Origin of the sequence: Pseudomonas abyssi, assembly GCF_002307495.1 — a bacterium.
In the GTDB taxonomy this organism is placed as follows: domain Bacteria; phylum Pseudomonadota; class Gammaproteobacteria; order Pseudomonadales; family Pseudomonadaceae; genus Halopseudomonas; species Halopseudomonas abyssi.
The window spans coordinates 85,261-112,052 of the sequence record NZ_NTMR01000011.1 but is presented as its reverse complement, the minus strand read 5'-3'; the positions used below and the strand labels follow the sequence as shown (position 1 = coordinate 112,052).

Sequence of the window (26,792 nt, the reverse complement as noted above, 5' to 3'; positions counted from 1 at the left end):
GCGATCCTGATCCATCAAACTCTCTCCAACCCGATACCACGAGACCCTGCCCGCTGCCCGGACAACCAGGGCGCAAGCTCGACAAATCTGTCCACACACACCGCCGGCGTCAGCTGCTCGAGCCGACCGCGCGACTGCGCGCCATAACTGACCCCCACCGCGCGCACGCCGGCGTTGTGGGCCATCTGAATATCAAAACAGCTATCACCCACCATGACTGCCGCCCCGGAACCACGCCCCAGCTGCCGCAAAATCTGATGCAGCATGGCCGGATCCGGCTTACTGACAGTCTCGTCAGCGCAACGCGTGGCGTCAAAGTAATCCAACAGATCATGCTGACCGAGCACCCGGTTCAGACCACGACGCCCTTTACCCGTTGCAACAGCAAGCAGGTAACCCTCCTCACGCCAGTCATCCAATGCCTGCCGAACACCAGCAAACAAGGGCACCGCCTGCTGATCATCACTCAGATAGATGTCACGGTAGGCCTCGACCACCGGCACCGCCAGATCAGGACGCTGTGGAAACAGCACCGCAGCGGCCTCCGGCAGGCCAAGCCCGATAATCCCCTTGACCGCCTCCTCACTGGGCACCGGCAAACCGACAGCCACCGCAGCGCTTTGCATGGTGCTGACGATGTGACCTATCGAGTCGGCCAGAGTGCCGTCCCAATCGAAAATCAGCGTATCAATCACCATCAGCGGCCAACCTGCGCAGCGTATCGTCCCACATGGGGCCCGGCTCGGCCTGCACTTCCAACGCTTCGCCATCGGCCAGCGTCACCGCCAGCGAGCGCGCATGCAGGAACAGTCGCTTGCCGCCCAACTCACGCAGCTCCCGGGAAAACTCATCATCACCGTACTTGGGATCACCGCCAATCGGGTGACCGGCGTGCTTGGCGTGCACACGAATCTGATGGGTACGCCCGGTGACGGGCCGTGCCTCGACCAGGGTGGCGCGATCACCAAAGCGCTGCAGCACACGAAACTCGGTCAGACTTTCCTTACCTGCCGGATCCACCTCGACCATACGCTCACCGGACCGCAGGTTATTTTTCTGCAACGGCGCATGCACCTTTTTTGTCGCCCCCGGCCAACGCCCACGCACCAGCGCCCAATAGCGCTTGTTCACGCCATCGCCACGCAGCGCGGCATGCAGATGGCGCAGCACGCTGCGCTTTTTGGCGATCATCAAACAACCCGAGGTATCGCGATCCAGCCGGTGCACCAATTCCAGCTGCGGGCAGTCCGGACGCAACTGGCGCATTGCCTCGATCACGCCGAAGTGCAGACCACTACCACCGTGCACCGCCAGACCTGCCGGCTTGTTGACCACGATCAACCCCTTATCCTCAAACAGAACATTCTGCTCAAGCGCATTGAGAATGCCCTGCCCTACCAGCACCGGCTCATCCGGTGCCGGCAGCCGGACCGGCGGTATGCGCAGCAGATCACCCGCCTGCAACCGGTAGTCAGGCTTGACCCGCCCCTTGTTCACCCGCACCTCGCCCTTGCGCAAGATGCGATAGACGAGTGTTTTCGGCGCCCCCTTGAGGCGCGTGATCAAATAATTATCAATGCGCTGCCCCGCCTGATCGGCGGAGATTTCATCGAATTGAACCTGGGCGGGAAGGCCTGAAGCGGTATTTTTCATCGGCGCATCATACAATTTTTCATGCAATTGAAGCACTTAAAAAATGCTGCTATAGTCCGGCGAGCTGCCGATTCTGCAGCCGGGGAACTCAGGCCAAACAAATGCCTGCCACCCCCAGAAACAACCACACGGCGGCCTGACGCAGCAAGCAGAACTCAAAACGTCGACAGGCCCTGTGTTAGACGACTGGACGCCGAAGGGCGATCAGACCATTAACCCGCTCCCGTTCAATATACGGAGCGGCACCCGATTCAGATGGGTAAGTGTTTAGGTGGAGATGCACAGCTTCAGGATCATGTGACGAGCGTAGACACTTGCCAACCAGGGTGTCCCCGTCCCCAGTCCAGCTGATTCCTCCCCAAGGATTCCCTGCAATAGCGCTCCGGCGCGCAGGCACTACGGCCCGACGGCCTCCGCAGACCTTGCGTAGACGCCCCAGGACCCATTCGGCAGCATACCCGCTGCCGCGCCCCGCCAGACCGCATGGCAGGGAGTCCCGAAGCAGTTTCTCTGTATGCAGTAGCAGTAACAGACAGAACTGTCGCCACTGTAGTGGCGATGTGAACTCTGTATCTCGGCCCCGCCGATAACAGAAACACACCTGACACCTAACTGAAGAGTCGCAGGTGCCGTGCCCGTGCAGACCGGATAGCTCTGGAAACACAACGGTACTTCATGAAAAGAATGCTCATTAACGCAACTCAACCCGAAGAGTTGCGTGTCGCCCTGGTAGACGGCCAACGCCTCTACGATCTGGACATCGAATCCGGCGCCCGCGAGCAGAAAAAGGCCAACATCTACAAAGGCCGTATCACCCGCGTCGAACCCAGCCTGGAAGCCGCTTTTGTCGACTTTGGCTCCGAACGCCACGGTTTTCTCCCCCTCAAGGAAATCTCCCGCGAATACTTCTCCAAGCAAGTTGAAGGTCGCGTCAACATCAAGGACGTGCTGAAAGAAGGCCAGGAAGTCATCGTCCAGGTCGACAAGGAAGAGCGCGGCAACAAGGGCGCAGCCCTGACCACTTTCATCAGCCTCGCCGGCCGCTACCTAGTGCTGATGCCGAACAACCCCCGCGCTGGCGGAATCTCGCGCCGCATCGAAGGCGAAGAGCGCAACGAACTGCGCGAAGCCCTGAACAGCCTGAACGTGCCCGCCGACATGGGCATGATCGTGCGCACCGCCGGCCTGGGCCGCAGCGCCGAAGAACTGCAATGGGACCTGGATTATCTGCTGCAACTCTGGGAAGCCATCAAAGGCGCCTCCGAGGAGCGCAAGGCACCCCTCCTGATTTATCAGGAAAGCAATGTCATCATCCGCGCCATCCGCGACTACCTGCGCCAAGACATCGGTGAAGTGCTGATCGACAGCGAGGAAGTGAAGGAAGAGGCGCTGAGCTTTATCAGCCAGGTCATGCCGCAGTACGCCAGCAAGGTGAAACTGTACGAAGACAGCGTGCCACTGTTCAATCGCTTCCAGATCGAAAGCCAGATCGAGACCGCCTTCGAACGCGAAGTGAAACTGCCCTCCGGCGGTTCCATCGTTATCGATCACACTGAAGCTCTGGTTTCCATCGACATCAACTCCGCCCGTGCGACCAAGGGTGGCGATATCGAAGAAACTGCACTGCAGACCAACCTGGAAGCGGCTGAAGAGATCGCTCGCCAGCTGCGTCTGCGCGACATCGGCGGCCTGATCGTCATCGACTTTATCGACATGACCCCGGCCAAGAACCAGCGCGCCGTTGAAGAACGCGTACGCGAAAGCCTCGAAGCCGACCGCGCCCGCGTGCAGGTTGGCCGCATCTCGCGCTTCGGCCTGCTGGAAATGTCCCGCCAGCGTCTGCGCCCGTCGCTGGGTGAGACCAGCGGCATCGTCTGCCCGCGCTGTAACGGCCGCGGCACCATCCGCGACGTCGAGTCCCTGTCGCTATCCGTGCTGCGCCTGATCGAAGAGGAAGCCCTGAAGGACCGCACCGCCGAAGTACGTGCCCACGTACCCGTACCGGTCGCCACCTTCCTGCTCAACGAAAAGCGCGACGCCCTGGCCAAGACCGAAGCGCGCACCCGCGTGCGCGTGCTGGTGCTGCCCAACCCACACATGGACACCCCGCACTTTGACGTACAGCGTCTGCGTGACGATCACGAGTCGGTACTGAACGGCGAGTCAAGCTACACCGCTACCGCCACCGTCGAAGTAGAAGAACCCGCTCCGGTCAGCCAGACCCGCGCCATCGTGCGTCAGGAAGCAGCCGTCAAGGCACTCTCCCCTGCCCGCCCGGCACCAACGCCGCCAGCGCCGGTCGAAGCCGTACAAGCCGCTCAACCGAACCTGTTCAAGGGTTTGATCAAGAGCCTGGTAGGCCTGTTCGCCAGCGAGCAGCCGACTGCAGAGCAAGCCGAGAAGCAGGAGCAGAGCGACAGCAACGAACGTAAGCGTGAGCGCAATCCGCGTAACGCCGACGAGCGCCGCAACAACCGCAACCGTCGCCAGCGCGGTGAGCGCGGTGAGCGCGGTGAGCGCGGTGAGCGCAATGATCGTGGCAACCGCCAGGACGGTGAACGCAAGGCACAAGGCGCCAAGCCAGAGCAGCGCAACGAGAACGACGCCAGCGAAACCCGTAAGAATGAAGCAGGTAGCACTCGCCGCCGCCGCCGCCCGGCTGACGCCGAGCAGCGCACCAACCGCGAGGACGACAGCCAGAACCGTCAGCCGCGCGAGCAACGCGAGCGCCGTGCCCCACAGCCGCGCGCCGAAGAAGCCGAGCAAAACGACGAGCTGAGCAACCTGCAGACCACTGCTGACGAGGCCCAGGATAACGCTGCCGACGGTAACGAAGGCGAGCGTCCCAAGCGCCGTTCACGCAGCAGCCAGCGTCGTCGCAACAACCGCCGCCGTCCGCAGGCCGAAGGTGCTCAGCAAGAAGGCGACAACAGCGAAGCCGGCACCACTGCCGTCGCCGCAGCCGTCTCCACCTCCGCCGACGCCCCCAGCAGCGATGCAGCCGTCACCACCGCAGTTGACGCCGATGCCGAGACCGTAACCGATGTGCAGACACCGGTTGAAGCGGGGCTGACCGAAGCGGCCAGCAAACTGGAAGCGTCTATCGAGACCGCCGTCGAGGCCTTCACCCAGGCCCAACCGGTTGATAAGTCCGACAGCGAAGAGCAACCGCAGGCGGCTACCGAGGCTGGTGCTGACGACGTTCAGAGCGAAGAGTCTGGCGAGCAAACCGAGCAGGCAGAGACTCGCCCGTCCCGTCGTGAGCGTGGCGAGCGTAACCGCCGCCCGCGTCGCGAGCGCAACAGCAGCCGCTCAGAGGACGATGCAGAACAGTCCGAGCAGCCTGCACAAGCACCCGCCACCGCACCTGTCGCTGAGGCAAGCGCCGAAGCAACAGCGGACAACGCGCCGCAGGCAGAGCAAGCACCGGCAGAACAAGCGCCCGCAGAAGCAGCACCTGCTGCCGAGCCCGTGGCAGAAGCCGTTGCGCCCGCAACCGAGCAGGCTCCGGAGCAGCCCGCTGCAGCGCCTGAGGAAGAGCAGCCTGCGCCAGTTGCAGCGCAAGACTCCGCTATTCCGGCACTGACCGAAAGCGGCCGCGCCTATAACGACCCACGCGAAATCCGCAAGCGTCAGCTTGAGGCCAAGCGCCAGGCCGAAGAAGCCGCCCAGGCAACTCAGAGCGAGCCGGCACCTGTCGCAGAGGCCGCAGTTGAGGCACCGCAAGCTGCTCCAGCCGAGCCAGACGCTGTCAAGGCACCGGAAGTCGTAGCCGAAGCTGCACCTGCGGCTCAGCCCCAACAGGCCGACCTGCTGAACGAGCAGCCAAGTGCCACCGAGCAGCCCATAGCTGCCGATGGCGCCGCGCAGCCGGAAAGCGAAACCAAGGCCGAGTCGGACGCGACGACCGCAGACGACACCGCCGATAGCGACGACAGCGAGCAAGTCCGCAAGGACGAGCAGACCGTCGACAGCCAGAAGCCCTGACCGGGGCGTAAGCCAAAAAGGAGATGCCGATCGGCATCTCCTTTTTTGTGCCTGCACGACCCCCAAAAAAAGCCCGGCTGACTAGCCGGGCTTTCGTATCCTGCAGCTGTGCGGTCGCCTTTGCCGCAACCTTCGTGGCGTTAAGGCAGACCGATCACCGGAGGCTCCTGCTCCAGCTCAACACCGTAACGTGCCAGCACATCGGCACGAATGCGCGCCGCAAGCTCGAGAATCTGCGCACCGGTTGCGCCGCCATGGTTGACCAGCACCAGCGCCTGCTCGCTATGCACGCCAGCCGCCCCATCGCGAAAGCCCTTCCAGCCCGCCTGATCAATCAACCAGGCGGCAGCCAGTTTGACCGTGCCATCGGCCTGCGTGAACTGCGGCATCGAAGGATAGCGCTCAAGCAACTGTCGCGCCTGCCCCACACTCACCACCGGGTTCTTGAAGAAGCTGCCAGCATTCGGCAGGATCTGCGGGTCCGGCAACTTGCTTTGACGAATGCGCACAACCAGCGCAGCCACTACTCGCGCATCAGGCTCGCTCAGGCCGGTCGCCGCCCAGGCTGCAGCCAAGGGCGCATACCCCACCCTCAGCCGCGCCCGGCGCCATAGCCGCAGACGAACCCGCAAGATCACATATCGGCCAGTCTCGCGCTTAAAACGACTGTCCCGATAGGCGAAGCTGCACTGCTCGCGATCGAACCAGCACAACTCACCGGTTTCACGGTCCAGTGCCTGCAAGCTGTCAAAACAATCGCACAGCTCGACACCATAAGCGCCGATATTCTGCACCGGCGCAGCACCCACCGTCCCCGGTATCAAGGCCAGATTCTCAAGGCCGCTCAAGCCGAGATCGAGACTCCAGCACACCAGCTGGTGCCAGTTTTCTCCCGACTCAGCCTCGATCACAATCTGCTCGGTGTCACGAGACAAAACCCGTCGACCACGACTGACCATGCGTACCACCAGGCCGGATACCGCGCCCGCCAGTATCAGATTACTGCCACCCCCCATTAACGTCAGCGGCCAGCCGTTGCGCTGCGCCAGCGCCAACGCCTCCCGCAGCTCGCGGTCGTTGGCTACCTCCAGCAGATGTTCTGCCGGAGCCGATAGCGCCATACTGTTAAACGGCTTGAGGTCCGCGCCCTCTTGCATCCGCATCAGTAGCCCTGCTCCGCCAAAAGGGCATCAGACGCGGCATCAAGCATATCCAGCACCTGCTCAAACCCCTGGTCGCCACCAAAATACGGATCAGGTACTTCTTCTGGCCAGCCTCTGACCCCACTCATGAACAGGCGCACCTTGGCCCGACAGTTAGCAGGCGCACGCTGCAGCAGATTGCTCAGATTGCTGCGATCCATCGCGAGAATCAGATCGAACTGATGAAAATCACCGTCGCGCACGGCGCGCGCGCGCTGGCCACTGATGTCATAGCCACGTCGGCGGGCCGCCGCCTGAGCACGCCGGTCTGGCGGCTCGCCAGCGTGATAGCCGCCGGTACCGGCGGAGTCGACCTCAAAGGCCGACTGCAGGCCGCGCTCGGCCAGGCGTGCCTCGAATACGCCCTGAGCGCTGGGCGAGCGACAGATATTGCCGAGACAGACAAACAGCACGCGCGTCATGCGGACTCCAACAACGCCCGCACCCGCGCCAGATCCTCAACGGTATCCACCCCCGCAGGCAGGGTCTGACAGGCGTCGGCGACGTGAATGCGTGTGCCAAACCAGAGCGCACGCAACTGCTCCAGCGACTCAGCCGTTTCTAATGGGCTGGCCGGCCAACCGACATAAGCATGCAGAAAGCTGACCTTGTACGCGTAGATGCCGACGTGGCGTCGAAAGGGAACCTGCTCGGGCAGCGGCGCCGGGCCATTGGCGAACTGGTCACGACACCAGGGCATCGGCGCACGGCTGAAGTACAGAGCATACCCCTGGTGATCGATCACCACCTTGACGGCATTAGGATTGAACAGCGTTTCGCTGTCAGCGATCGGCTCGGCGAGCGTCGCAATGCCGGCATCACTAGCAGCCAGCAGATTGGCCGCCACCTGGTCGATCACCGCTGGCGGAATCAGTGGCTCATCACCTTGCACATTGACCACGCAGGCATCGCCGGGCAGGCCCAGCTGGGTGACGACCTCTTGCAGGCGATCGGTGCCGGTAGGATGGTCTGGGCGGGTCAGCACCACCTCGGCGCCAAAGGCACGACAGGCATCAATAATACGCTGATCGTCCGTCGCCACAGTGACCGTCGCCGCCCCACTCTTGCACGCCTGCTCCCAGACGTGCTGAACCATGGGCTTGCCGGCGATCTGCTGCAGCGGCTTGCCGGGTAAGCGGGTCGAGGCGTAACGGGCCGGAATAATGACGTGAAACATCGCGCTAATCACCCAGCTTTTCGTCGGCGTCCAGTGCGCGCGCCTCGGACTCCAGCATCACCGGAATACCATCTCGCACCGGAAAGGCCAGCCCGTCTGCGCGGCACCAGAGTTCCTGCTTGTCATTGCTCAATACCAGCGGCCCCTTGCACAGGGGGCAGGCCAGCACGTCCATCAGTTTGGGATCCATCGATCACTCCTGGATTGATTCGCAAGCCCTTTCGGGCGCAGGCAGCAGCGCCAGCAGCGCTGTTGCAAAGTCGTCGCTTAGCTGCGCATCGACACTCAGATACCACCAGTTGTCGCGCGCCAGTGCAGCACATTTGACCGCATCTTTCTCAGTCATCAGCACTGGTTTGTTCGTTGGCAAAGGCGCCAGCACCTGCTCATCATAGCGGGCATGGTCAGCAAAGATGTAGGTCTCGCACTCAAAGGCCAGCGCCTGCAGGGTGACAAAGAAGCGCTCGGGATTGCCGATACCTGCCATGGCCGCCACATGACGAGAGCCAGACCAGCGGGTGGCAGCAACGCGCTCGCCGGTCACAAGATTGACCAGCACACCGGGTGCCAGCTGCATCGCATAGCCCTTGGGGCCATCGGCTGCGGCACCGTTGCGCACCACCAGATCAACCGATTGCAAGCGCTCAACCGGCTCGCGCAGCGGCCCTTCGGGCAGACAGCGCCGGTTGCCCAGGTCACGCTGCTGATCAAGCAACACCAGTTCAACGCTTCGGCCCAGGGCATAATGCTGCAGGCCATCATCACTGATAATCAGATCTACCCCCTCCTCCAGCAGGCGGCGGGCGGCGGCCGGGCGGTTCGGATCAATGACCAACGGCACCTGGCACCGCTGCACGATAAGCAGCGGCTCGTCGCCAGCAATCGCCGGCGCATCGGTTGAGGAAACCACCCAGGGGAGTGACGGTGGCGCGGCGCCGTAACCCCGGCTAACTACCCCGGGGCGATAGCCCTGACGCCGCAGGAACTCGACCAGCCAGACCACCATCGGCGTCTTGCCGGTCCCACCGACGGTGATATTGCCAACCACTATTAGCGGCACCGGCGGCTGCCACTGAGCACGTTGCCCAGCCAGATACTGCTGACGACGTCGCACCACAACCCGGCGATACAGTGCGGACAACGGACGCAGCAGCTTCAGCCAGCCAGCCCGGCTGTACCAGGCGCGCAGCAACCGCTGCTCCAGGGACGAACCGCTCACTGCGTGGCGTCCGCCTCGATTTCACTGGTTGTCAGGCGCAGCCGACTGAAACCGAGCTGGCCGGCAGCATCCATCGCGATAATGACGTACTGGTGCGGCGTTTGCGCGTCGGCGGTAATGATTACCGGCAACAGGGTATCCCCGCCTGACTCTCTCTGCAGCGCGGCGGTCAGGGTTTCCAAGTCCGAGCGCATCAGAGTGCGATCATTCAGCGCCATCTCGCCGTTGGCGGCGATGGTCAGCTCCAGCTGCTGGATGCTGCGGTCCTCGACCCGCTGACCGGAGGCGGCCTGGGGCAGCTCCAACTTGAGCTGGGTTTCTCGGGTAAAGGTGGTCGACACCATAAAGAAGATCAGCAGCAGAAACACCACATCAATCAACGGTGTCAGGTTGACGCTGACCTCTTCAATCTTCTGCCGGCGAAAGTTCACGCTCAGGCTCCCTTGCCACCGGCGGCAGCCAGCTTGCGACCGTTGCCATTGCCGTTGAAATCCACCTCACGGTTGCCCAGTACGACTTCAACCAGCTTGGTCGCTTCCTGCTCCATGGCGACCACCAGCTCATCCACACGGCGCACGAAGAAACGATGGAAAAAGACCGCCGGGATGGCCACCGTCAGACCCGCCGCCGTGGTGATCAAAGCCTTGGAAATACCACCAGCCAGTACGCCGGTATTGCCGGTGCCCTGCACCATGATGGCGCTGAACACGTCGATCATGCCGATAACAGTACCCAGCAGGCCCAGCAAAGGCGTAATCGCAGCGATAGTACCCAGGGTATTAAGGTAGCGCTCCAGCTCATGCACCACCTTGCCGGCGGCTTCCTGGATGCACTCTTTCATGATGTCGCGGCCATGACGCGAGTTGGCCAGGCCGGCGGCGAGAATCTCGCCCAGTGGCGAATCGGCACGCAGCGACTTGAGTTTGGCTGCGTCCAGTTGACCATCCTTGACCCATTGCCAGACCTGGCCGAGCAAGCCTGCCGGTGCGACCCGCGCTGCGCGCAACACCCACAAACGCTCAAATACGATAGCCACAGCAATGACTGACGACAGGATGATGGGCACCATCAACCAACCGCCAGAACTGATCAATTCCCACACAAGCGATCCCTCCCCAAAATGGTTGCCTACTCTAGCACAGGCTGCCGCCCTGTCGGCCGGCGAATAACCCGTCTTTATCATTGATGCCAGAAACGACGTGCGGCCTCCCGCCAGCGCCATTCGGGGCTAATCGACCCCGAGCGGCCAAGGATAAAACCGACCGCCCCCGAGTGGCCAGTATAAATCGCATCACTGCCCAATTCTTGGTAGCGCTGCACAACCAGCGGATGCGGATGCCCGTATGGATTGTGATAAGCCGCGCTGTATACCACCCAGTGCGGCGCCACCCGACGGATAAACGCATAACTTGAGGAGCTGCGGCTGCCGTGGTGGGGTGCCAGCAGCAGGTCTGCCGACTCCAGCTGCGGTAGCAAGGCATACTCTTCGGCCTGCCGAATGTCGCCCGGCAACAGCAGGCCCTGCTTTCCGGCGCGCACCTGCAGTACACACGACTGCCCATTGGCCGGCGCATCGGACAGGGCCGCACGCAGCAAGGTGAACTCGACCCCGTCCCACGACCAGCTTTCGCCATGACGGCAGGCCTGCGCGCCGAGCCCTTGCAGGCGCTCGGGCTCACCTGCGATCAACCGCTCGGTCGGGAGCATACGGATCACGCTGGGGACACCACCGGCGTGATCATTGTCGCCATGACTGACCAGCAGCACATCCAACCGCTCAACTCCCAGCGCCAGCAAGCTGGGCACGACAACCGCCTCGCCCAGATCAAAGCCGCTGGCCAGCCGGGCGCCGGCGTCATACAGCAGCGTGTGCCCGGACGTCTGCAACAGCACCGACAGGCCCTGCCCCACATCCAGCGTCACGACACGCAACTCCCCCGGTGCCGGCCGCGTTTGCTCGGCCATCAGCAGCGGCAACAGGCAGAGCAATGCCAGCGGCCGCACAACAACGGCGCCGGGCAACAGCAACAGCAAACTGCCGGCCAGCGCCAGACACCAACTCGCCCAACCCGGAAAAGGCAGATAAATCAGCGGGCTCCAACTGCCGGCCCAGGCAAGCACCGTCATCAACAGATTGAGCAACCAGGCTGCCAGCAGCAGCGGCTGACTCCAGCCCAGCGCCAATTCCATCAAGCTGCCCAGCAGAGCCAGCGGCACCACCAGCAGACTTATCCAGGGAATGGCCAGCAGGTTGATCAGCATAGACGCGCCGCTGGCCGGCATCCCCCAGAGCACCAGCCAGGGCCAGAGCCCGACAAAGGCAACCCACTGGGCTCGCCCCCAACGCCACCACAGACCGCGGTTGTGTAGCCGCCCGCCCATAGCAAGGATCAGCAGCCCAACCGCCATAAACGACAACCAGAAGCCGGCGCGCAATGGGGCTGCGGGATTGGCCAGCACGACCAGGCACATCGCCAGTAGCCAGATCGTGAGCGGCGCAACGGAGCGACGCCACAACTGCAGCAACAGCGCCGCAGCGCACATTAGCAGCGCCCGCTGTACCGGCACCGCCATTCCGGCCAACAGCGCGTAGCCGGCCGCCGCGCCCAGCGCGAGCGGTGCCGCCAGCCACAGCTGAGGCCAGGGCCAGTGCCAGAGGGAGCAGCGCAGCAGCAGTTGCACCAGCACAAAGAAGGCCAGAGCCAGCATGCCAACGTGCAAGCCGGAGATAACCAGCAAGTGACTGGTGCCCGTGCGCTGCAGCACCTCCCAGTCCGCATCGGACAGGGCCTGGCGATCCCCGATCAGCAGGGCTAGCAGGCGCCTATTGTCCTGAGAAACCAGCGTGGCACCCAGATGTTGGTGCAAGCGATCGCGCCATTGCCCCAGGGCCGGCGCAGCCGCGATGCGCCGCCCGGCACGCACACTTCCCACAGCACCAATACCCTGCGCATACAACCAGGCCTCATAGTCAAAGGTGCCCGGGTTGCGCATACCCCGCGGAGCACGCAAGCGCACCGTCAGTTGCCATTGCTCTCCCGCACGCACACCCTCGCCACCCCACCAGTGCAAGCGCATCAGCGGCAAGCTCCGGCCATCGAGCGTATGCCCGTCACGCACCATGAAGCGCCATCCGGTCTCGGTCTGCTCAGGCAGTGCCGCGACGGTCCCGACGAGTTCCAGTGTCTGGTTATCCAGCTCCGCCGGCAGGCGCTGAGCAAGTTGCAGCTGGTGCCACGCCAGCGCCCAGCAGGCGCCCAGCGCAAAGACCAGCAGCAGCCGGCCCGCAGGCCGGCGACGCAAGAGACAGGCAAACAGAGGAAATAGCAGCCAGCCCCACCAAGGCAGCGCCGGCAAGCGAGTCAAGCACAGCGGAGTCAGCAGACCGGCCAGCAGCGCGGTCAACAGCAAGCGAGGGTGGCTCACGGAAACATCCTGTTTTCCTGTTAGCGTCTGCCGAGACTTCGCTGACCCGCCTTATCCAGCCTGTAAAACGGCCAATCAAGAAGCGCAAGGCGCTGGGTCGCGGCGTTACAGACGCACCTCGACAGGCCGGGGAAAGAAACGGCAACAGACCCTGGCTGTCAGGCAGTAGTGCGGCGGTATCAATCCGGGCATAATTGGCGCACGCCCACCTAGCCGAATCCTGCGATGCCACGCCGTTTTCTCAAACGCATGATGCCTCACCCGGATCGGATCAAAGGCAGCAAGTCCCTGCAGTTCATGGGCAACCTGCTACACGATCCGAACCTCTGGCATCTCAACCGCCACAGCGTCTCCCGCGCTATGGCCGTTGGCCTGTTCGTCGCCTTCCTGCCCATCCCGATGCAGATGGCCGTGGCAGCCGCGGTAGCCATCGTTGCGCGTTCCAACCTGCCGATTTCGGTCAGCCTGGTCTGGCTGACCAACCCGGTCACCATGCCGCCGATCTTCTTCGCCCAGTACAAGGTCGGCACGCTGCTGCTGGGCGCACCAGAGCGCAGCATGCCGATGGAATTGTCCTTCACCTGGCTGATGTCCGAGCTACAGCACATCTGGCAGCCGCTGCTGCTGGGCTCATTGATCGTTGGCACGGTCATCGCCGGACTGGGCTACGTCCTGACGCTGTTGTATTGGCGCATCTGGGTATCGCGCAACTGGCAACGCCGCAAATTGCGACGCCGTCGCCAGTCGCCCGAGTAATCGGCGCTCAGACCTGCTCGCGCAGCTGCCCCTGCTTGAGGGTGAAGGTGCGGTCCATGCGAGCCGCCAATGCAAGGTCATGGGTGACCACCAGAAAGGCAGTCTGCAGGGTTTGACTGAGTTCCAGCATCAGTTGCTGAATGCTTTCAGCAGTCTGCTGATCCAGATTACCGGTCGGCTCATCCAGCAGCACACAGGCCGGCTGGCTGATCAGGGCACGGGCAATGGCCACCCGCTGACGCTCACCACCAGACAGCTCGGCCGGCTTATGACCAATCCGCTCGCCCAGCCCTACTCGCTCCAGCATGGCCGTGGCGCGCTCACGCCCCTCGCTGATCGGCGTTTTACCGATCAGCAGCGGCATGCACACGTTCTCCAGAGCGGTGAATTCCGGCAACAGATGATGGAATTGGTAGACAAACCCGAGTTGCTGGTTACGCAGGCGACCGCGCTCAGATTCCTTCAGCGTCGACAATTGCTGGCCGGCCAGTCGCACTTCGCCCGAGGTGGGCGTATCAAGCCCGCCCAGCATGTTCAGCAGGGTGGTCTTGCCTGAGCCGGAACTGCCGACAATGGCGACGCGCTCGCCACGCAGCAAGCGCAACTGGACTTCATCCAGCACCCGCAGGGTTTGCGGGCCGACCGAGTATTCCTTGCTCAGATCACGGCATTCGAGAACGACATCAGTCATAACGCAGGGCCTCCGCCGGCTCGGTACGCGATGCCCGCCAAGCGGGATACAAGGTAGCAAGGAAACTCAAACTCAGGGCGGTGGTACAGATCACCACAACATCGCTCCAGATCAGTTCTGAGGGCAGATAGCTGATGAAATAGACATCCGAGCTGAGGAACTGGATACCCAGCACCCGCTCCAGCCACGCAACCATATCGGACACATTCAGCGCCGCCAGCACGCCGAGGATGCAGCCGCTGACCGTACCCACGACGCCGATCAGCGAGCCCTGCACCATGAAGATGCCCATGATGGAGCCGGGCGTGGCGCCCAGGGTGCGTAAAATCGCGATATCGGCCTTTTTGTCCGTTACCACCATCACCAGCGTCGAGATGATGTTGAACGCCGCCACCGCGACGATCAGCATCAGCAGCAGGCCAATCATGGTCTTTTCCATCTTGATTGCCGCAAACAGGTTGCCATGGGTGCGCGTCCAGTCCTGGGCGTAGTAGTCGCCCGGCAGCTCGCGCACCAGATCCCAGGCCACCTGCGGCGCCTCGAACAGGTTCTGCAACTGCACCCTTACGCCCTGAACCTGTCCCGGCTGCCAGCGACTCAGGCGCGCCGCATCCGCCACATGGATCATCGCCAGCGAGCCATCCAGCTCCGCGCCGACCTTGAACACACCCGCCACAGTGAAACGCTTCAGACGGGGGAACACGCCAGCCGGCGTAACCGAGGCCTCGGGCAATACGAAGGTGAGTTTGTCGCCGGGCGCGACATCAAAACGCTTGGCGATCAACTCGCCAATGACGATACCAAACTCGCCTTCGGCCAGATTATCCAGCGACCCGGACTGCATGTGGTTCTGCAGGATGGAGACGCGCTTTTCGGCCTGCGGGTCAATCCCGTTGACCAGCACCGGAGCCACGCTGCCGTTATGCGTCAGCATGCCCTGCAGCTGAATGAAGGGCGCCGTGCCGACAACCTTGGGATTGCTCTCCAGCTGTTCTGCCAACGAGCGCCAATCATCGATGGGCTGATAACCGTTGATGGTCGCATGCGGAACCATGCCCAGGATGCGGGTTCGCAACTCGCGATCAAAGCCGTTCATCACCGACAGCACCAGGATCATGACCATAACACCGAGCGTCAGACCGAGCATGGAAATCAGTGAAATAAAGGAGATGAAGTGATTACGCCGCTTGGCGCGGGTATATCGCAGGCCGATAAAAAAGGGTAAGGGTCTGAACATGAAAAGCAGGCTACCTTGTATCCGGCCCCAGCCGGTGAATTGTGCGCGACATGTTACACTGAACGACGGAGGCTGGTCAGCGCCTGTCATCAGCGCCCAACGAGAATCGCCATGCACACAGACCATGAAGACCGCCGTGAGTTCTTTCGCATTCAGGATCAGGTGTTTCTTGAGTGCAGTCCCATCGACGGTCCAGAGGTAGAACTCGATGCTCAACAGAGCACCCTGTTCAACCTGCTGGCCGATATGCACATGCTCGATTATGAGTCGCAGCACCTTTTGCGCCAGATCAGCGAGCGCGACCGCGCGTTGGCGCAATACCTGAAGATCATCAATAAACGCATCGACCTGCTCGGCCGTGCGGTGGCGCAGGAGCTGACAGCGGACCTTGGCGCCCCCCGGCAAGTCAGTCTGAGCGAGGGCGGCGTCGATTTTGACTACCCTGCTCCCTTCCCCGAAGACAGCTGGCTGGCCGTGCGCATGGTATTGCTGCCCGCGCCACTTGGATTGGTCATGCCAGCCCGCGTCACCCGCTGCGAATCGGCTCAGACGCCCGGCACCTGGCGCATTGCAGTGAACTTTGATGTCATCAACGATGCCCAACGCCAACTACTGGCTCGGCATATCCTGCAAAAACAGGCGCAAGATATACGCGCCGCCAAATCGACCTGAAAGGAACTCACCATGAAAAGCCTCTCCGCCCTGCTGTTTGGCGCCAGCCTGCTGCTGGCCACCACCACCCAGGCTGATACCCTGCGCATCCCCGTTGGAGAACAGGCTGGCAGCAACCAGGGCGCCCTGCCCCAACGCGGCGCCAGCTTCGACAGCGTCAGCGCACGCTGGGGTGAGCCCAGCCGCCGCCATGCTGCGGTCGGTCAGCCGCCAATCACACGCTGGGATTATCCCGGCTTCAGCGTCTACTTCGAGTACGACAAGGTGATCAACAGCGTCCGGCAGCACAAGGCGCCCTGATCTGACATGACACTGATTTATGGACACCGCGGTGCACGGGCAGAAGCACCGGAAAACACCTTGCCCAGTTTCCACAAGGCGCTTGAAGCCGGCGTCACCCGGGTCGAGCTGGACCTGCACCTGTCGGCTGACCAGCAGTTGATGATCATTCACGACCCGACCCTCAAGCGCACCACCGGGCTACGCGGCAAGGTGGCCCAGCACACGGCTGCCGAACTGAACCGCATGGATGCCCGCCTGGGCCTGCCCGGCTGGGATCAACCCTGCCCGATCCCAACCCTGGAGCAGCTGTTTCAGGCCTGCCCGCAGCTCGAGCACTACCAACTTGAGGTCAAAAGCGGGTCCGAGCGCCAGTCACGCATCGTGCTGAATGCCATCATGGCGCTGGTGGAGCGCTACCAGCTGCACGACAAGGTGGTGGTGACCTCGGCCAGCCGCACCCTGCTGCGCTACGCCAAACGCAGCGGTTTTGCGTTGCCTACCGGGCTGGTCGAAGAGTATGGGCTGCTCAACCCGCTGAAAAGCGCGCGCCGTTACGGCTGCCGTTACCTGATACTCAACTGGAAGCTGTGCAACATCGAGCGGCTGCGCCAGGCACAGGCACAGGGCCTGCACGTCTCGGTCTGGACCGTGAACGACGCCGCACGCATGCGGCAATTGATCGACATGGGCGTCGACAGTCTGATCACGGACTACCCGGCAAGAGCGATGGAAGTGAGTCAGGGGCGCGGCTAGGGTCTGTTGACGTTTCGTTCACCCGCCTGCCGGAGGCCATTTTTCGGCCAGGCAAGACGGAGGGAGCGCAGTGTGGTCATCCCACATAAGCAACCGACAACGCAGCATGGCCGAAAAATGGCCCCGGCCCTGCGGGTTGCGCCTGTAAAGCCGCCACTCGGCGTCGCTCGTCGCTCACGTGGAATGACCACGCTACGCTTCTCGCTCCTTGATTGGCGGCTTTACAGGCTGCAACAGGAGGGTGAACGAAACGTCAACAGACCCTCACGCCCCTGTCGGTCAAAACAGACGGTTCAGACCGTCCAGTGCCGCGACACGATAGGCTTCGGCCATGGTCGGGTAGTTGAAGGTAGTGTTGACGAAGTAGTTCATGGTGTTGGCGCCATCTTTCTGGTTCATGATGGCCTGACCAATGTGCACAATCTCCGCCGCCTGGTCACCAAAGCAGTGAATGCCAAGCACTTCCAGGGTTTCGCGGTGGAACAGAATCTTCAGCAGGCCCACCGGCTCACCACTGATCTGGGCTCGGGCAATGCTCTTGAAGAACGCCTGCCCGATCTCGTAAGGCACACAGGCCTCGGTGAGCTCGCGCTCGGTCTTGCCCAGTGAGCTGATCTCCGGAATCGTGTAGATGCCGGTCGGCACATCATCAACAAAGCGCCAGGCATCGTTGCTGACAATATTGCCTGCCGCCGAACGCCCCTGGTCAAACGCAGCACTGGCCAGGCTCGGCCAGCCAATTACATCACCCACGGCGTAGATGTTCGGCACGCTGGTGCGGTAGTTTTCGTCTACCTCCAGCTGGCCGCGACCATTGGGGTGCAGGCCCACGTTCTCCAGCCCCAGGCCGTCGGTATTACCGGTCCGCCCGTTGCACCAGAGCAGCGCGTCAGCCTTCAGGCGTTTGCCTGACTTGAGCTGCAGCACCACGCCGCGGCCGTCCACACCTTCGATCTTCTCGTATTCCTCGTTATGCCGGATCAGCACACTGCTGTTGCGCAGGTGGTAGCTGAGCGCATCGGAAATCTCGTCGTCCAGAAAGCTGAGCAGGCGGTCACGGGTATCGATGAGATCCACCTTCACACCCAGACCGCAGAAAATCGACGCGTACTCACAGCCGATGACACCAGCGCCGTAGATAATCAGAGTCCGTGGCGTGTGGTTGAGCTTGAGAATGGTGTCGCTGTCATAGATACGCGGGTGACTGAAATTCACGTCTGCGGGGCGATACGGGCGCGACCCCGTCGCAATGATCACCTCCTTGGCAATCAGTTTGTCGACCACGCCGGAGCCATCCACAATCTCCAGCGTGTGCTCATCGGCAAAGCTGCCTTTACCGAAAAACACATCTACCCGGTTACGTGCGTAATAGCTGGTACGCGAGGCAACCTGCTTGCCCATCACCTTTTCGGCACTGCGCAGTACGTCCGGGAAGGAGAACCAGCGCGGATCGCCGATCTGGCGGAACATCGGGTTGGTGTTGAACTGGATAATCTGCTTGACCGAGTAACGCAACGCCTTGGACGGAATGGTCCCCAGGTGAGTGCAGTTGCCGCCAACTTCCTTGCGCTCCTCCACGACGGCCACCTTACGGCCGTGCTTGGCGGCGTTCATCGCCGCCCCTTCACCCGCTGGGCCCGAGCCCAGCACCACTACGTCGTAGTTGTATACGGCCATTCGGTATTCCTTGTTTCAACAGGCAATTCAGAGTGCCACGCAGGGCGATGGAGCCCTAGTCGACCTTGGTCGCGTCGTGAGCGAGATCCGTACGCGGGCGCTGGACCACACCAGCATTGGCGCTCGCCTCTTCGCACTTGGTGGTGTCACCACCACAGATACCACAGGCCTTGTCGACGCCAACCGCGCCGATACCGCCACAGGAGCCGGCAATCGGCTTACGGCCCATCATTACGCCGACCGCCATGCCGGCGAACAGCAACAGCATCAGGGCAAACGCCAGAAGCCAAACCATGAGTTACTCCTCGCCCTCAATCAGGGCATTAAAGTGCGGGGTAGCGCGAGATTCGAACACGTCGCCCGCACGCACGACAAAAAACGCGGGGATCTGGTGACTGACAGCATAATCCCAGCCAGCCTCCTCTCCCATGATCATCAGCACCGTAGACAGACCGTCGGCACGGGCGGCCGAGTCATCCAGCACCGTCACCGCCGCCAGTCGATGCATCACGGGCCGACCGGTCCGGGCGTCGAACGTATGGGAATAGCGCTGCCCATCGAGTTCGAAGTAATTGCGGTAGTCACCCGAGGTCGACACCGACTCACCGTCCAGCGCCAGGATAATCTGGGCCACGCGATTATCATCCCGTGGCTCTTCGACGGCGATACGCCATGGCCGGTCACCCGGTTTACGACCCACGGCCTTCAGCTCACCGGTAATCTCCACCATATAGCTTTTGATGCCATAGTGCTCGAGTCGTTCAGCCACCCGGTCCACCATATAGCCGGCGCCGATACTGCTGAAATCTACCGTTACCGCCACATCCTTGCAGAGCTGGCCATTGTCGATATGCAGATGCTGCTGACCGACCTGGGCCATCGCCTCGTCAAGCAGTTGCTGGTCCGGCACGGTCTGCAGTTGCGGATCGCCGTGAAACCCCCACAGCTTGAGCAATGGCGCCACCGTCACATCAAACGCGCCATCACTCTCTGCACTCAGACGATCGGACTGCATCATCATTGTCAGGACGGATTCCGGCATGTCCATGCAGGTACCCGCCGGCGCGGCATTGAACTGTGCCAGCGTGGAATCGGAACGCCAGGTGGACACCTCGGCGTCAAAGCGCGCCAGCATGCCGTCTATATCGGCCTGCAGCGCTTCTGTGTCCGGCGCATCATCGACCGGCACCCATTTGATCGAATAGGTGCTGCCCATGGTGGCGCCGTACATTTCGGAAACCGGATCTACAGAATTGAAACAGCCCGTTAGGGCTGTTGCCAGAGCAACAGCAATAACGGGCCGGATAACGCTCAGACGCATGTACTAGCCGCCGAAGTCGTCGAGCAGGATGTTCTCGGGTTCAACGCCAAGGTCCTGCAGCATCTTGATCACGGATGCGTTCATCATCGGCGGTCCACACATGTAGAACTCGCAGTCTTCAGGCGCCGGGTGGTCCTTCAGATAGTTCTCGAACAACACGTTATGGATGAAGCCGGTGGGGCCTTCCCAGTTGTCTTCCGGCAGCGGATCGGACAGCGCCAGATGCCACTTGAAGTTGTCGTTCTCGGCCGCCAACTGGTCGTACTCTTCAACGTAAAAGGCTTCACGCAGCGAACGTGCACCGTACCAGAAGCTCATCTTGCGCTTGGAGTTCAGACGCTTGAGCTGGTCGAAGATGTGCGAACGCATCGGCGCCATGCCGGCACCACCGCCGATGAAGACCATCTCGGCGTCCGTATCCTTGGCAAAGAACTCACCGAACGGACCGTAAACGGTCACCTTGTCGCCCGGCTTCAGCGAGAACACCCAGGAAGACATCTTGCCCGGCGGCAGGTCGTCACGACCGGGCGGCGGCGAAGCAACACGAATGTTGAACTTCACGAGGCCCTTTTCTTCCGGATAGTTCGCCATGGAGTAAGCACGGATGGTGGTTTCATCCACCTTCGACACATACTTCCACAGGTTGAACTTGTCCCAGTCACCACGGAATTCCGGCTGAATGTCGAAATCCTTGTAGTTGACGGTGTGCGGCGGGCATTCCAGCTGGACATAACCACCGGCGCGGAAGTCGACGTTCTCGCCTTCCGGCAGCTTCAGCGTCAGCTCCTTGATAAAGGTAGCCACGTTCGGGTTGGACTCCACGGTGCATTCCCACTTCTTCACACCGAAGACTTCTTCCGGCACCTCGATCTTCATGTCCTGCTTGACCGGAGTCTGACAGGACAGGCGCCAGCCTTCCTTCGCCTCGCGCTTGGTGAAGTGCGACTCTTCGGTCGGCAGCATTTCGCCGCCACCGCTTTCGACGATGCACTTGCACTGGGCGCAGGTACCGCCGCCACCACAGGCCGAAGACAGGAAGATGCCGTTGGCCGACAGGGTATTCAACAGCTTGGAACCGGCAGCAACAGTAACCGTGCGTTCACCATTGATTTCAATGGTGACATCGCCGCTGCTGACCAGCTTGGAACGGGCAATCAGAATGATGGCTACCAGCGACAATACAATCGCGGTAAACATCCCGACGCCCAGATAGATTTCCATGTTCATCAGTTACAGCTCCTCTTACAGTTGCACGCCGGAGAAGGACATGAAGCCCAGCGACATCAGACCAACGGTAATGAAGGTGATGCCCAGACCGCGCAGACCATCCGGCACATCGCTGTACTTGAGTTTTTCACGGATACCCGCCAGGGCAACGATCGCCAGCGCCCAACCGATACCGGCACCCGCACCGTAAACCACGCTCTCACCGAAAGCGTAATCGCGCTCAACCATGAACAGCGACGCACCCATGATGGCGCAGTTCACAGTGATCAGCGGCAGGAACACCCCCAGGGCGTTGTAGAGCGCAGGTACAAACTTGTCGAGCAACATCTCGAGAATCTGCACGATCGCCGCGATCACACCGATGTAGCTCAGCAGACCCAGGAAGCTCAGGTCGACGTTCGGCATGCCAGCCCAGGCCAGCGCACCGTCCTTGAGCAGATAGGTGTAGATCAGATTGTTGGCCGGAACCGTGATGGTCAGTACCACGACCACCGCAATACCCAGGCCCAGCGCCGTCTGCACCTTCTTGGAAATGGCGATGAAGGTACACATCCCCAAGAAGAAGGCCAGCGCCATGTTCTCGACGAAAATCGCCCGCACCAGCAGGCTGATGTAATGTTCAATCATGGCTTACATTGCCTCCTTCATGGCGCGGCTCTGCGGCGCCATCTTGAACTCAGCCTCTTCCACCTGATCTTTCTTCCAGGAGCGCAGGCCCCAGATGATCAGACCGATGATAAAGAACGCAGACGGCGGCAGCAGCAGCAGACCGTTGGGCTGGTACCAGCCACCGGCGTTGACCACCGGCAGAATCTCGATACCGAACAGCTTGCCGGCACCCAGCAGCTCACGCACAACCGCAACGCAGATGAGGATGAAGCTGTAGCCCAGACCGTTACCGACACCGTCCAGGAAGCTCATGTGCGGCGGGTTCTGCATGGCGAAAGCTTCAGCCCGACCCATCACGATACAGTTGGTGATGATCAGACCGACGAATACCGACAGCTGCTTGCTGATGCTGTAGGCATAGGCCTTGAGCACCTGGTCAACCACGATAACCAGCGACGCAATGATCACCATCTGCACGATCATGCGGATCGAGCTGGGGATCTGGTTACGTACGATGGAAATAAAGAAGTTGGACAGCGCGGTTACCGAGGTCAGCGCGATACACATGACCAGGGTCACGCTCAGGCTGGTGGTAACCGCCAGCGCCGAACAGATACCGAGAATCTGCAGGGCGATCGGGTTATTGCTGAAAATAGGCTCGAACAGAACCTGTCTTGCAGTGGCTTTAGCCATGATTATGCCTCCCCTGCACGAAGATGATCGAGGAACGGACCGAAGCCGTCTTCACCCAGCCAGAAACGCACCAGACTCTCAACACCGCGACTGGTCAGTGTGGCACCGGCCAGACCGTCAACCTGGTGTTCGGCCTTCGGGCTGTTCGGATCGACGCTGCCCTTGACGACACTGATATCAACATCACCAGACTCATCGTAGACGACCTTGCCCTGCCACTGCGCTTTCCAGTTCGGGTTATCGACTTCACCACCCAGACCGGGGGTTTCAGCGTGCTGATAGAAGCCCAGACCAACCACGGTTTGCAGGTCGCTTTCCAGCGCCATGAAACCATAGAGGGTCGACCACAGACCATAGCCGTGAATCGGCAGGATCAGGGTCTTGATGCTGCCATCAGTGTTCTCGACAACATAGACAGTGGAGTAGTCGGCGCGACGACGGATGCTGGCAATGTCCTGCTCACCGGTGAGCTGCTGGGACATGTCCGGATCCTTGGAGGCCTTCTGCTGATCGAAGGTCAGCGGATCCTGTGCATCGCTGAACTCGCCAGTGCGCAGGTCGACCAGACGCGGCGTAATTTGCGAAAACTGCTCTTCGATGCTGCGACTTTCGTCATACAGACCGGCGATCTGCAGGATGTTGCGTTGTTTGTCCTGCAGGCGGTTGGTGGTCTGTACCGGCTTGAGTGCCACAGCGGCAGCCGACACCACCACCGAGCAGACCAGACAGACGAGCAGCGCTACCGTGAGCGTGCGGGCAACGGATTCTTTCTTACTGGACATTGCGTGCAAGCCTCCGTTTGATGTTGGCCTGAACCACGAAGTGGTCGATGAGCGGAGCAAAGAGGTTGGCAAACAGAATCGCCAGCATCATGCCCTCAGGGAATGCCGGGTTGACGACGCGAATCAGAATGACCATCAGACCGATCAGCGCACCAAAGATCCACTTGCCGGTATTGGTCATGGAGGCCGACACCGGGTCAGTCGCCATGAAGATCATGCCGAAGGCAAAGCCGCCAATCACCATGTGCCAGTACCACGGCACACCGAACATCGGGTTGGTGTCAGAACCGATACCGTTGAACAGCAGGCTGGTAGCGATCATGCCGAGCATCACGCCGGCAACAATGCGCCAGTTGGCGATCTTGGTCATCAGCAGCACCGCACCACCAATGAAGATGGCCAGTGTGGACACTTCACCCATGGAGCCCTGCATGTTGCCGTAGAAGGCATTCAGCCAGGTCAGGCCGCTACCGACTACCTGCTCGATGCCACCGGAAGCCGCCATGCTCAGCGCGGTCGCGCCGGCAAAACCGTCAACAGCGGTCCAGACCGCGTCACCGGACATCTGCGCCGGGTAGGCGAAGAACAGGAACGCACGGCCGGTCAGCGCCGGGTTAAGGAAGTTCTTGCCGGTACCGCCAAACACTTCCTTGCCGATAACCACACCGAAGCTGATACCCAGCGCGACCTGCCAGAGCGGGATGCTCGGCGGCACGATCAGGGCAAACAGGATGGAGGTAACGAAGAAGCCTTCGTTCACTTCATGCTTGCGGATGGAGGCAAAGACCACTTCCCAGAAACCACCGACCAGGAAGGTCACGGCGTAGACCGGGAGGAAGTAGGCAGCACCGTGGATCAGGTTATCCCACAGGCTCGCCGGATCAAAACCGGCAAACAGGGCAATCAGCGCCAGACGCCAGTTGTCCTGAGCGGCCAGCAGATCAGGGTTACCTGCGTAGATGGTGTTGGCCTGGAAACCGATGTTGTACATCCCGTAGAAAATCACCGGGAAGGTGCACAGCCATACGGTAATCATCATGCGCTTGAGGTCGAGACCGTCACGCACGTGGGCAGTGGTCTTGGTGACGCTGCCCGGGCGGTAGAAGAAGGTATCGATGGCTTCGTACAGGGCATACCACTTTTCGTGCTTGCCGCCCTTTTCGAAGTTGTGCTCGATCTTGTCGAGGAATGAACGCAGGCCCATGTCAGCCCTCCTTCTCGATGCGAGTCAGGTTATCCCGCAGAATCGGGCCGTACTCGTACTTGCCAGCACAGACGTAGCTGCACAGCGCCAGGTCTTCTTCATCCAGCTCCAGAGCGCCCAGCTTCTGCGCCATGTCGGTATCACCCACTACCAGATAACGCAGCAGTTGGGTTGGCAGGATGTCCAGCGGCATGACCATCTCGTAGTTGCCTACCGGCACCATGGCACGCGGACTGCCGTTGGTGCTGGTGTCAAAGTCGAACAGACGGGAAGGATTCAGCTTGGAAATGAAGATGTTCAGTACCGAGTGCTTTTTAACGCCAGCACGCAGGTAATGCAGCATCTGACGCTCGTTGCCTTCTTTCAGCACGGATACCAGGGAGTGGAAACGCCCCAGAAAAGCAACCGGGCCACGGGCCACGCGGCCACCGAATACCGAGCCGGAGATCAGACGGTTCTCACCGCTTTTCAGCTCACCCGCGGTCAGCTCGTCCAGCTGGGCACCCAGGCGGGTTTTAAGCAGACGGGGTTTTTCAACCTGCGGGCCAGCCAGAGCAACGTAGCGATCCGTCCAGATGCGACCTTCGGTGAACAGCACGCCAAAAGCGATCACGTCCTGATAGTTGATCTGCCAGACGCTCTTGGTCTCGCTAACCGGATCCAGGTGATGAATATGCGTGCCGGCCAGACCAGCAGGGTGCGGACCAGCAAAGCTTTCGGTGCTGACGCCGCTGACGCTTTCGCCCGGCAGGGCGACGCCATCGGCCTTGCACAGCCAGACCTTGGCCATACGGGCCAGGACTTTCAGGCCGTTCTCGAACTCAGCCGCGTGCTGCTTGATGATCACAGCCGGGTCAGCCGCCAGCGGATTGGAATCCATGGCAGTGACAAAAATCGAACTGGGCTTGGCATCAACGGCGGGCGTCTTGCTGAACGGGCGGGTGCGCAGTGCGGTCCAGAGACCGGACGCGATCAACTGGTCACGGACCTGCTGATCGGTCAGCTGCTCAAGGGCAGCAGCGCTATGGGCGTCAAAGCTGACCGCATCGTCACCATCGATATCGATGACAACCGACTGCAATACGCGCTTCTCACCGCGATTGATGGCACTGATCGTGCCAGCCGCAGGCGCGGTAAACACGACACCGGGTGTTTTCTTGTCGCTGAACAGAATCTGCCCCAGCTTGACCCGATCCCCTTCGCGCACCTCCATGGTCGGCTTCATACCGTGGTAGTCGAAGCCAACAACAGCGACGCTGCGTACCGGACGTGCGTCCTCGATACGCTGCTCAGGAGAACCGGTGATCGGCAGATCCAAGCCCCGTTTGATTTTTATCATACGATTAGCCTAATCACTTGGTGGAATCTTTCAGGGCGGACCGCTTACGCGAACAGATGCATGCGCCGAAAACCGATTGACAGCAGGTGCAAACGAACAGGGCAAGGCGACCACAAACCCCAATAAAAAATCCCTCTAAGTATAAAGAGCATGACTTTTCAATGCTACTGAGCCACTTGGGTTTTTCCCTTTTTATATGGCTTACATTGATGAAATCTATGGAGCCCTCCGCCCCTGCCGCCAATCTCGAAACACCCGGAAACACTGTATGTTCAGGGTGGCGACAACAGAGCAGGCTAGACTGAACAGGCACCACCATCATAGCCGAGTCAAGCCATGCCATTACCCTTGCGCCCCCTGACCCTTGCCCTGATGCTGACCATGAGCTGCGCCAGCACCGCCGACGCCGCCCTTGAGCTGCGCAACCAGCACCTGTTCCGTTACCTGCTGGTCGACGTCTACACTGCCGAGCTCTACAGCGCCCCCGACACACCTCTTGCGCAGGCACTGGCCCGCGAGCAACCGCTGCGCCTAACGCTGCGCTACCACCGCAACATCGACCGGGACGACCTGACCAAAGCCGCACTGACAACTATTGAGCGTCAGCATGGCAGCCAGCAGGTGGAGCACTGGCAAGATGAGCTCACAGCCCTGCACGAGGCGTTCCGCGATGTCAGCGCCGGAGACACCTACAGCCTGGATCGCAGGCCCGACGGCAGCCTGGAGCTGCACTACAACGACAGCCTGGCCTACCGCAGCGACACACCCGGACTGGCGACTCTGTATCTTGGCATCTGGCTCGACGAAGACGGGTTATCCGAGGGCTTGCGCAGCGCCCTGCTCAAGTAACCTGGCCAGCAGGCAACAAAAAAGGCGCCGAAGCGC

27 protein-coding genes are annotated in these 26,792 nt (G+C 61.2%); 6 read left to right on the top strand and 21 right to left on the bottom strand.

Annotation, left to right across the window (positions count from 1 at the left end; genetic code table 11):
• Positions 1-14: 14 nt before the first annotated feature.
• Positions 15-698 carry an HAD-IA family hydrolase gene (locus CNQ84_RS09635; protein WP_096004667.1) on the bottom strand — a complete coding sequence of 228 codons (684 nt, stop codon included), beginning with the start codon at positions 696-698 and terminating at the stop codon, positions 15-17.
• The gene (rluC, locus tag CNQ84_RS09630) at positions 688-1,653 is read right to left on the bottom strand and encodes a 23S rRNA pseudouridine(955/2504/2580) synthase RluC (protein ID WP_096004666.1); all 966 of its coding nucleotides are present in this window, start codon (positions 1,651-1,653) and stop codon (positions 688-690) included. Before rluC ends, CNQ84_RS09635 begins: the two co-directional genes overlap by 11 nt.
• A 675-nt stretch (positions 1,654-2,328) precedes the next feature.
• Between rluC and rne the strand changes: the two genes are divergently transcribed.
• Positions 2,329-5,640 (top strand): ribonuclease E, encoded by a 3,312-nt coding sequence (gene rne / locus CNQ84_RS09625; protein WP_096004665.1) that lies wholly within the window; start codon positions 2,329-2,331, stop codon positions 5,638-5,640.
• Positions 5,641-5,780: 140 nt separating this feature from the next.
• Here the strand turns inward: rne and murB are convergent, their stop codons facing one another.
• The 8 genes from murB to CNQ84_RS09585 all read right to left on the bottom strand — a co-directional run bounded on the left by murB (position 5,781) and on the right by CNQ84_RS09585 (position 12,664).
• Positions 5,781-6,803, bottom strand: a complete 1,023-nt coding sequence (murB, locus tag CNQ84_RS09620; protein WP_096004664.1) for a UDP-N-acetylmuramate dehydrogenase — start codon at positions 6,801-6,803, stop codon at positions 5,781-5,783.
• Positions 6,803-7,264: a low molecular weight protein-tyrosine-phosphatase gene (locus CNQ84_RS09615; protein WP_096004663.1), complete on the bottom strand. Its 462-nt coding sequence runs from the start codon at positions 7,262-7,264 to the stop codon at positions 6,803-6,805. Before CNQ84_RS09615 ends, murB begins: the two co-directional genes overlap by 1 nt.
• Positions 7,261-8,028 (bottom strand): 3-deoxy-manno-octulosonate cytidylyltransferase, encoded by a 768-nt coding sequence (gene kdsB, locus CNQ84_RS09610; RefSeq protein ID WP_096004805.1) that lies wholly within the window; start codon positions 8,026-8,028, stop codon positions 7,261-7,263. Before kdsB ends, CNQ84_RS09615 begins: the two co-directional genes overlap by 4 nt.
• Positions 8,024-8,209: a Trm112 family protein gene (locus tag CNQ84_RS09605; RefSeq protein WP_065335674.1), complete on the bottom strand. Its 186-nt coding sequence runs from the start codon at positions 8,207-8,209 to the stop codon at positions 8,024-8,026. The genes kdsB and CNQ84_RS09605 overlap by 5 nt, the downstream gene beginning before the upstream one ends.
• 3 nt (positions 8,210-8,212) lie before the next feature.
• The gene (gene lpxK / locus CNQ84_RS09600) at positions 8,213-9,238 is read right to left on the bottom strand and encodes a tetraacyldisaccharide 4'-kinase (RefSeq protein WP_096004662.1); all 1,026 of its coding nucleotides are present in this window, start codon (positions 9,236-9,238) and stop codon (positions 8,213-8,215) included.
• Positions 9,235-9,669: an ExbD/TolR family protein gene (locus tag CNQ84_RS09595; protein WP_096004661.1), complete on the bottom strand. Its 435-nt coding sequence runs from the start codon at positions 9,667-9,669 to the stop codon at positions 9,235-9,237. Before CNQ84_RS09595 ends, lpxK begins: the two co-directional genes overlap by 4 nt.
• A 2-nt stretch (positions 9,670-9,671) precedes the next feature.
• Positions 9,672-10,340, bottom strand: coding sequence for a MotA/TolQ/ExbB proton channel family protein (locus tag CNQ84_RS09590; RefSeq protein WP_096004660.1), 669 nt, complete (start codon positions 10,338-10,340; stop codon positions 9,672-9,674).
• A 77-nt stretch (positions 10,341-10,417) separates the two neighbouring features.
• Positions 10,418-12,664 (bottom strand): DNA internalization-related competence protein ComEC/Rec2, encoded by a 2,247-nt coding sequence (locus CNQ84_RS09585; RefSeq protein ID WP_096004659.1) that lies wholly within the window; start codon positions 12,662-12,664, stop codon positions 10,418-10,420.
• A 225-nt stretch (positions 12,665-12,889) separates the two neighbouring features.
• Here CNQ84_RS09585 and CNQ84_RS09580 point away from each other — a divergent pair, with 225 nt between their 5' ends.
• A complete protein-coding gene (locus CNQ84_RS09580; protein ID WP_083725943.1) occupies positions 12,890-13,420 on the top strand; it encodes a DUF2062 domain-containing protein in 531 nt (176 codons plus the stop codon).
• Between the two features lie 7 nt (positions 13,421-13,427).
• On the opposite strand, the gene lolD is transcribed toward CNQ84_RS09580, so the two are convergent.
• Positions 13,428-14,111: a lipoprotein-releasing ABC transporter ATP-binding protein LolD gene (lolD, locus tag CNQ84_RS09575; RefSeq protein WP_096004658.1), complete on the bottom strand. Its 684-nt coding sequence runs from the start codon at positions 14,109-14,111 to the stop codon at positions 13,428-13,430.
• Positions 14,104-15,348, bottom strand: a complete 1,245-nt coding sequence (locus CNQ84_RS09570; RefSeq protein WP_096004657.1) for a lipoprotein-releasing ABC transporter permease subunit — start codon at positions 15,346-15,348, stop codon at positions 14,104-14,106. The genes lolD and CNQ84_RS09570 overlap by 8 nt, the downstream gene beginning before the upstream one ends.
• Positions 15,349-15,459: 111 nt before the next feature.
• Here CNQ84_RS09570 and CNQ84_RS09565 point away from each other — a divergent pair, with 111 nt between their 5' ends.
• The 3 genes from CNQ84_RS09565 to CNQ84_RS09555 are packed head-to-tail and all read left to right on the top strand — an operon-like array spanning position 15,460 to position 17,055.
• Positions 15,460-16,020 carry a PilZ domain-containing protein gene (locus CNQ84_RS09565; protein ID WP_096004656.1) on the top strand — a complete coding sequence of 187 codons (561 nt, stop codon included), beginning with the start codon at positions 15,460-15,462 and terminating at the stop codon, positions 16,018-16,020.
• Positions 16,021-16,032: 12 nt separating this feature from the next.
• Positions 16,033-16,320 (top strand): phosphodiesterase, encoded by a 288-nt coding sequence (locus CNQ84_RS09560; RefSeq protein WP_096004655.1) that lies wholly within the window; start codon positions 16,033-16,035, stop codon positions 16,318-16,320.
• Positions 16,321-16,326: 6 nt separating this feature from the next.
• On the top strand, positions 16,327-17,055 hold the full coding sequence (locus CNQ84_RS09555) for a glycerophosphodiester phosphodiesterase (protein WP_096004654.1): 729 nt from the start codon (positions 16,327-16,329) through the stop codon (positions 17,053-17,055).
• Between the two features lie 279 nt (positions 17,056-17,334).
• Here the strand turns inward: CNQ84_RS09555 and sthA are convergent, their stop codons facing one another.
• The 9 genes from sthA to CNQ84_RS09510 are packed head-to-tail and all read right to left on the bottom strand — an operon-like array spanning position 17,335 to position 25,907.
• Positions 17,335-18,732 carry a Si-specific NAD(P)(+) transhydrogenase gene (gene sthA, locus CNQ84_RS09550; protein WP_096004653.1) on the bottom strand — a complete coding sequence of 466 codons (1,398 nt, stop codon included), beginning with the start codon at positions 18,730-18,732 and terminating at the stop codon, positions 17,335-17,337.
• Positions 18,733-18,787: 55 nt separating this feature from the next.
• Positions 18,788-19,027, bottom strand: a complete 240-nt coding sequence (nqrM, locus tag CNQ84_RS09545; RefSeq protein WP_083725957.1) for a (Na+)-NQR maturation NqrM — start codon at positions 19,025-19,027, stop codon at positions 18,788-18,790.
• 3 nt (positions 19,028-19,030) lie between these two features.
• Positions 19,031-20,053: an FAD:protein FMN transferase gene (locus tag CNQ84_RS09540; RefSeq protein ID WP_096004652.1), complete on the bottom strand. Its 1,023-nt coding sequence runs from the start codon at positions 20,051-20,053 to the stop codon at positions 19,031-19,033.
• A gap of 3 nt (positions 20,054-20,056) precedes the next feature.
• Positions 20,057-21,280, bottom strand: a complete 1,224-nt coding sequence (gene nqrF, locus CNQ84_RS09535) for an NADH:ubiquinone reductase (Na(+)-transporting) subunit F (protein WP_096004651.1) — start codon at positions 21,278-21,280, stop codon at positions 20,057-20,059.
• A gap of 15 nt (positions 21,281-21,295) precedes the next feature.
• Positions 21,296-21,904 carry an NADH:ubiquinone reductase (Na(+)-transporting) subunit E gene (gene nqrE, locus CNQ84_RS09530; protein ID WP_083726043.1) on the bottom strand — a complete coding sequence of 203 codons (609 nt, stop codon included), beginning with the start codon at positions 21,902-21,904 and terminating at the stop codon, positions 21,296-21,298.
• A gap of 6 nt (positions 21,905-21,910) precedes the next feature.
• Entirely contained in the window at positions 21,911-22,582 is a 672-nt protein-coding gene (locus CNQ84_RS09525) for an NADH:ubiquinone reductase (Na(+)-transporting) subunit D (protein ID WP_083725963.1), read from the bottom strand.
• 2 nt (positions 22,583-22,584) lie between these two features.
• Positions 22,585-23,364, bottom strand: coding sequence for a Na(+)-translocating NADH-quinone reductase subunit C (locus CNQ84_RS09520; RefSeq protein WP_096004650.1), 780 nt, complete (start codon positions 23,362-23,364; stop codon positions 22,585-22,587).
• Positions 23,354-24,568, bottom strand: a complete 1,215-nt coding sequence (locus CNQ84_RS09515) for an NADH:ubiquinone reductase (Na(+)-transporting) subunit B (RefSeq protein ID WP_096004649.1) — start codon at positions 24,566-24,568, stop codon at positions 23,354-23,356. Before CNQ84_RS09515 ends, CNQ84_RS09520 begins: the two co-directional genes overlap by 11 nt.
• 1 nt (position 24,569) lies before the next feature.
• Positions 24,570-25,907, bottom strand: coding sequence for a Na(+)-translocating NADH-quinone reductase subunit A (locus CNQ84_RS09510; RefSeq protein ID WP_096004648.1), 1,338 nt, complete (start codon positions 25,905-25,907; stop codon positions 24,570-24,572).
• A gap of 336 nt (positions 25,908-26,243) precedes the next feature.
• On the opposite strand from CNQ84_RS09510, the gene CNQ84_RS09505 reads away from it, so the two are divergent.
• On the top strand, positions 26,244-26,756 hold the full coding sequence (locus tag CNQ84_RS09505; protein ID WP_096004647.1) for a chalcone isomerase family protein: 513 nt from the start codon (positions 26,244-26,246) through the stop codon (positions 26,754-26,756).
• Positions 26,757-26,792 lie beyond the last annotated feature (36 nt).

Excerpts from the sequence above, each read along its gene's own strand:
- CNQ84_RS09635 (WP_096004667.1), bottom strand. The coding sequence starts at position 698 with ATGGTGATTGATACGCTGATTTTCGATTGGGACGGCACTCTGGCCGAC.
- rluC (WP_096004666.1), bottom strand. The coding sequence starts at position 1,653 with ATGAAAAATACCGCTTCAGGCCTTCCCGCCCAGGTTCAATTCGATGAA.
- rne (WP_096004665.1), top strand. The coding sequence starts at position 2,329 with ATGAAAAGAATGCTCATTAACGCAACTCAACCCGAAGAGTTGCGTGTC.
- murB (WP_096004664.1), bottom strand. The coding sequence starts at position 6,803 with ATGCGGATGCAAGAGGGCGCGGACCTCAAGCCGTTTAACAGTATGGCG.
- CNQ84_RS09615 (WP_096004663.1), bottom strand. The coding sequence starts at position 7,264 with ATGACGCGCGTGCTGTTTGTCTGTCTCGGCAATATCTGTCGCTCGCCC.
- CNQ84_RS09605 (WP_065335674.1), bottom strand. The coding sequence starts at position 8,209 with ATGGATCCCAAACTGATGGACGTGCTGGCCTGCCCCCTGTGCAAGGGG.
- CNQ84_RS09580 (WP_083725943.1), top strand. The coding sequence starts at position 12,890 with ATGCCACGCCGTTTTCTCAAACGCATGATGCCTCACCCGGATCGGATC.
- lolD (WP_096004658.1), bottom strand. The coding sequence starts at position 14,111 with ATGACTGATGTCGTTCTCGAATGCCGTGATCTGAGCAAGGAATACTCG.
- CNQ84_RS09570 (WP_096004657.1), bottom strand. The coding sequence starts at position 15,348 with ATGTTCAGACCCTTACCCTTTTTTATCGGCCTGCGATATACCCGCGCC.
- CNQ84_RS09565 (WP_096004656.1), top strand. The coding sequence starts at position 15,460 with ATGCACACAGACCATGAAGACCGCCGTGAGTTCTTTCGCATTCAGGAT.
- CNQ84_RS09560 (WP_096004655.1), top strand. The coding sequence starts at position 16,033 with ATGAAAAGCCTCTCCGCCCTGCTGTTTGGCGCCAGCCTGCTGCTGGCC.
- CNQ84_RS09555 (WP_096004654.1), top strand. The coding sequence starts at position 16,327 with ATGACACTGATTTATGGACACCGCGGTGCACGGGCAGAAGCACCGGAA.
- sthA (WP_096004653.1), bottom strand. The coding sequence starts at position 18,732 with ATGGCCGTATACAACTACGACGTAGTGGTGCTGGGCTCGGGCCCAGCG.
- nqrM (WP_083725957.1), bottom strand. The coding sequence starts at position 19,027 with ATGGTTTGGCTTCTGGCGTTTGCCCTGATGCTGTTGCTGTTCGCCGGC.
- CNQ84_RS09540 (WP_096004652.1), bottom strand. The coding sequence starts at position 20,053 with ATGCGTCTGAGCGTTATCCGGCCCGTTATTGCTGTTGCTCTGGCAACA.
- nqrF (WP_096004651.1), bottom strand. The coding sequence starts at position 21,280 with ATGAACATGGAAATCTATCTGGGCGTCGGGATGTTTACCGCGATTGTA.
- CNQ84_RS09525 (WP_083725963.1), bottom strand. The coding sequence starts at position 22,582 with ATGGCTAAAGCCACTGCAAGACAGGTTCTGTTCGAGCCTATTTTCAGC.
- CNQ84_RS09520 (WP_096004650.1), bottom strand. The coding sequence starts at position 23,364 with ATGTCCAGTAAGAAAGAATCCGTTGCCCGCACGCTCACGGTAGCGCTG.
- CNQ84_RS09515 (WP_096004649.1), bottom strand. The coding sequence starts at position 24,568 with ATGGGCCTGCGTTCATTCCTCGACAAGATCGAGCACAACTTCGAAAAG.
- CNQ84_RS09510 (WP_096004648.1), bottom strand. The coding sequence starts at position 25,907 with ATGATAAAAATCAAACGGGGCTTGGATCTGCCGATCACCGGTTCTCCT.
- CNQ84_RS09505 (WP_096004647.1), top strand. The coding sequence starts at position 26,244 with ATGCCATTACCCTTGCGCCCCCTGACCCTTGCCCTGATGCTGACCATG.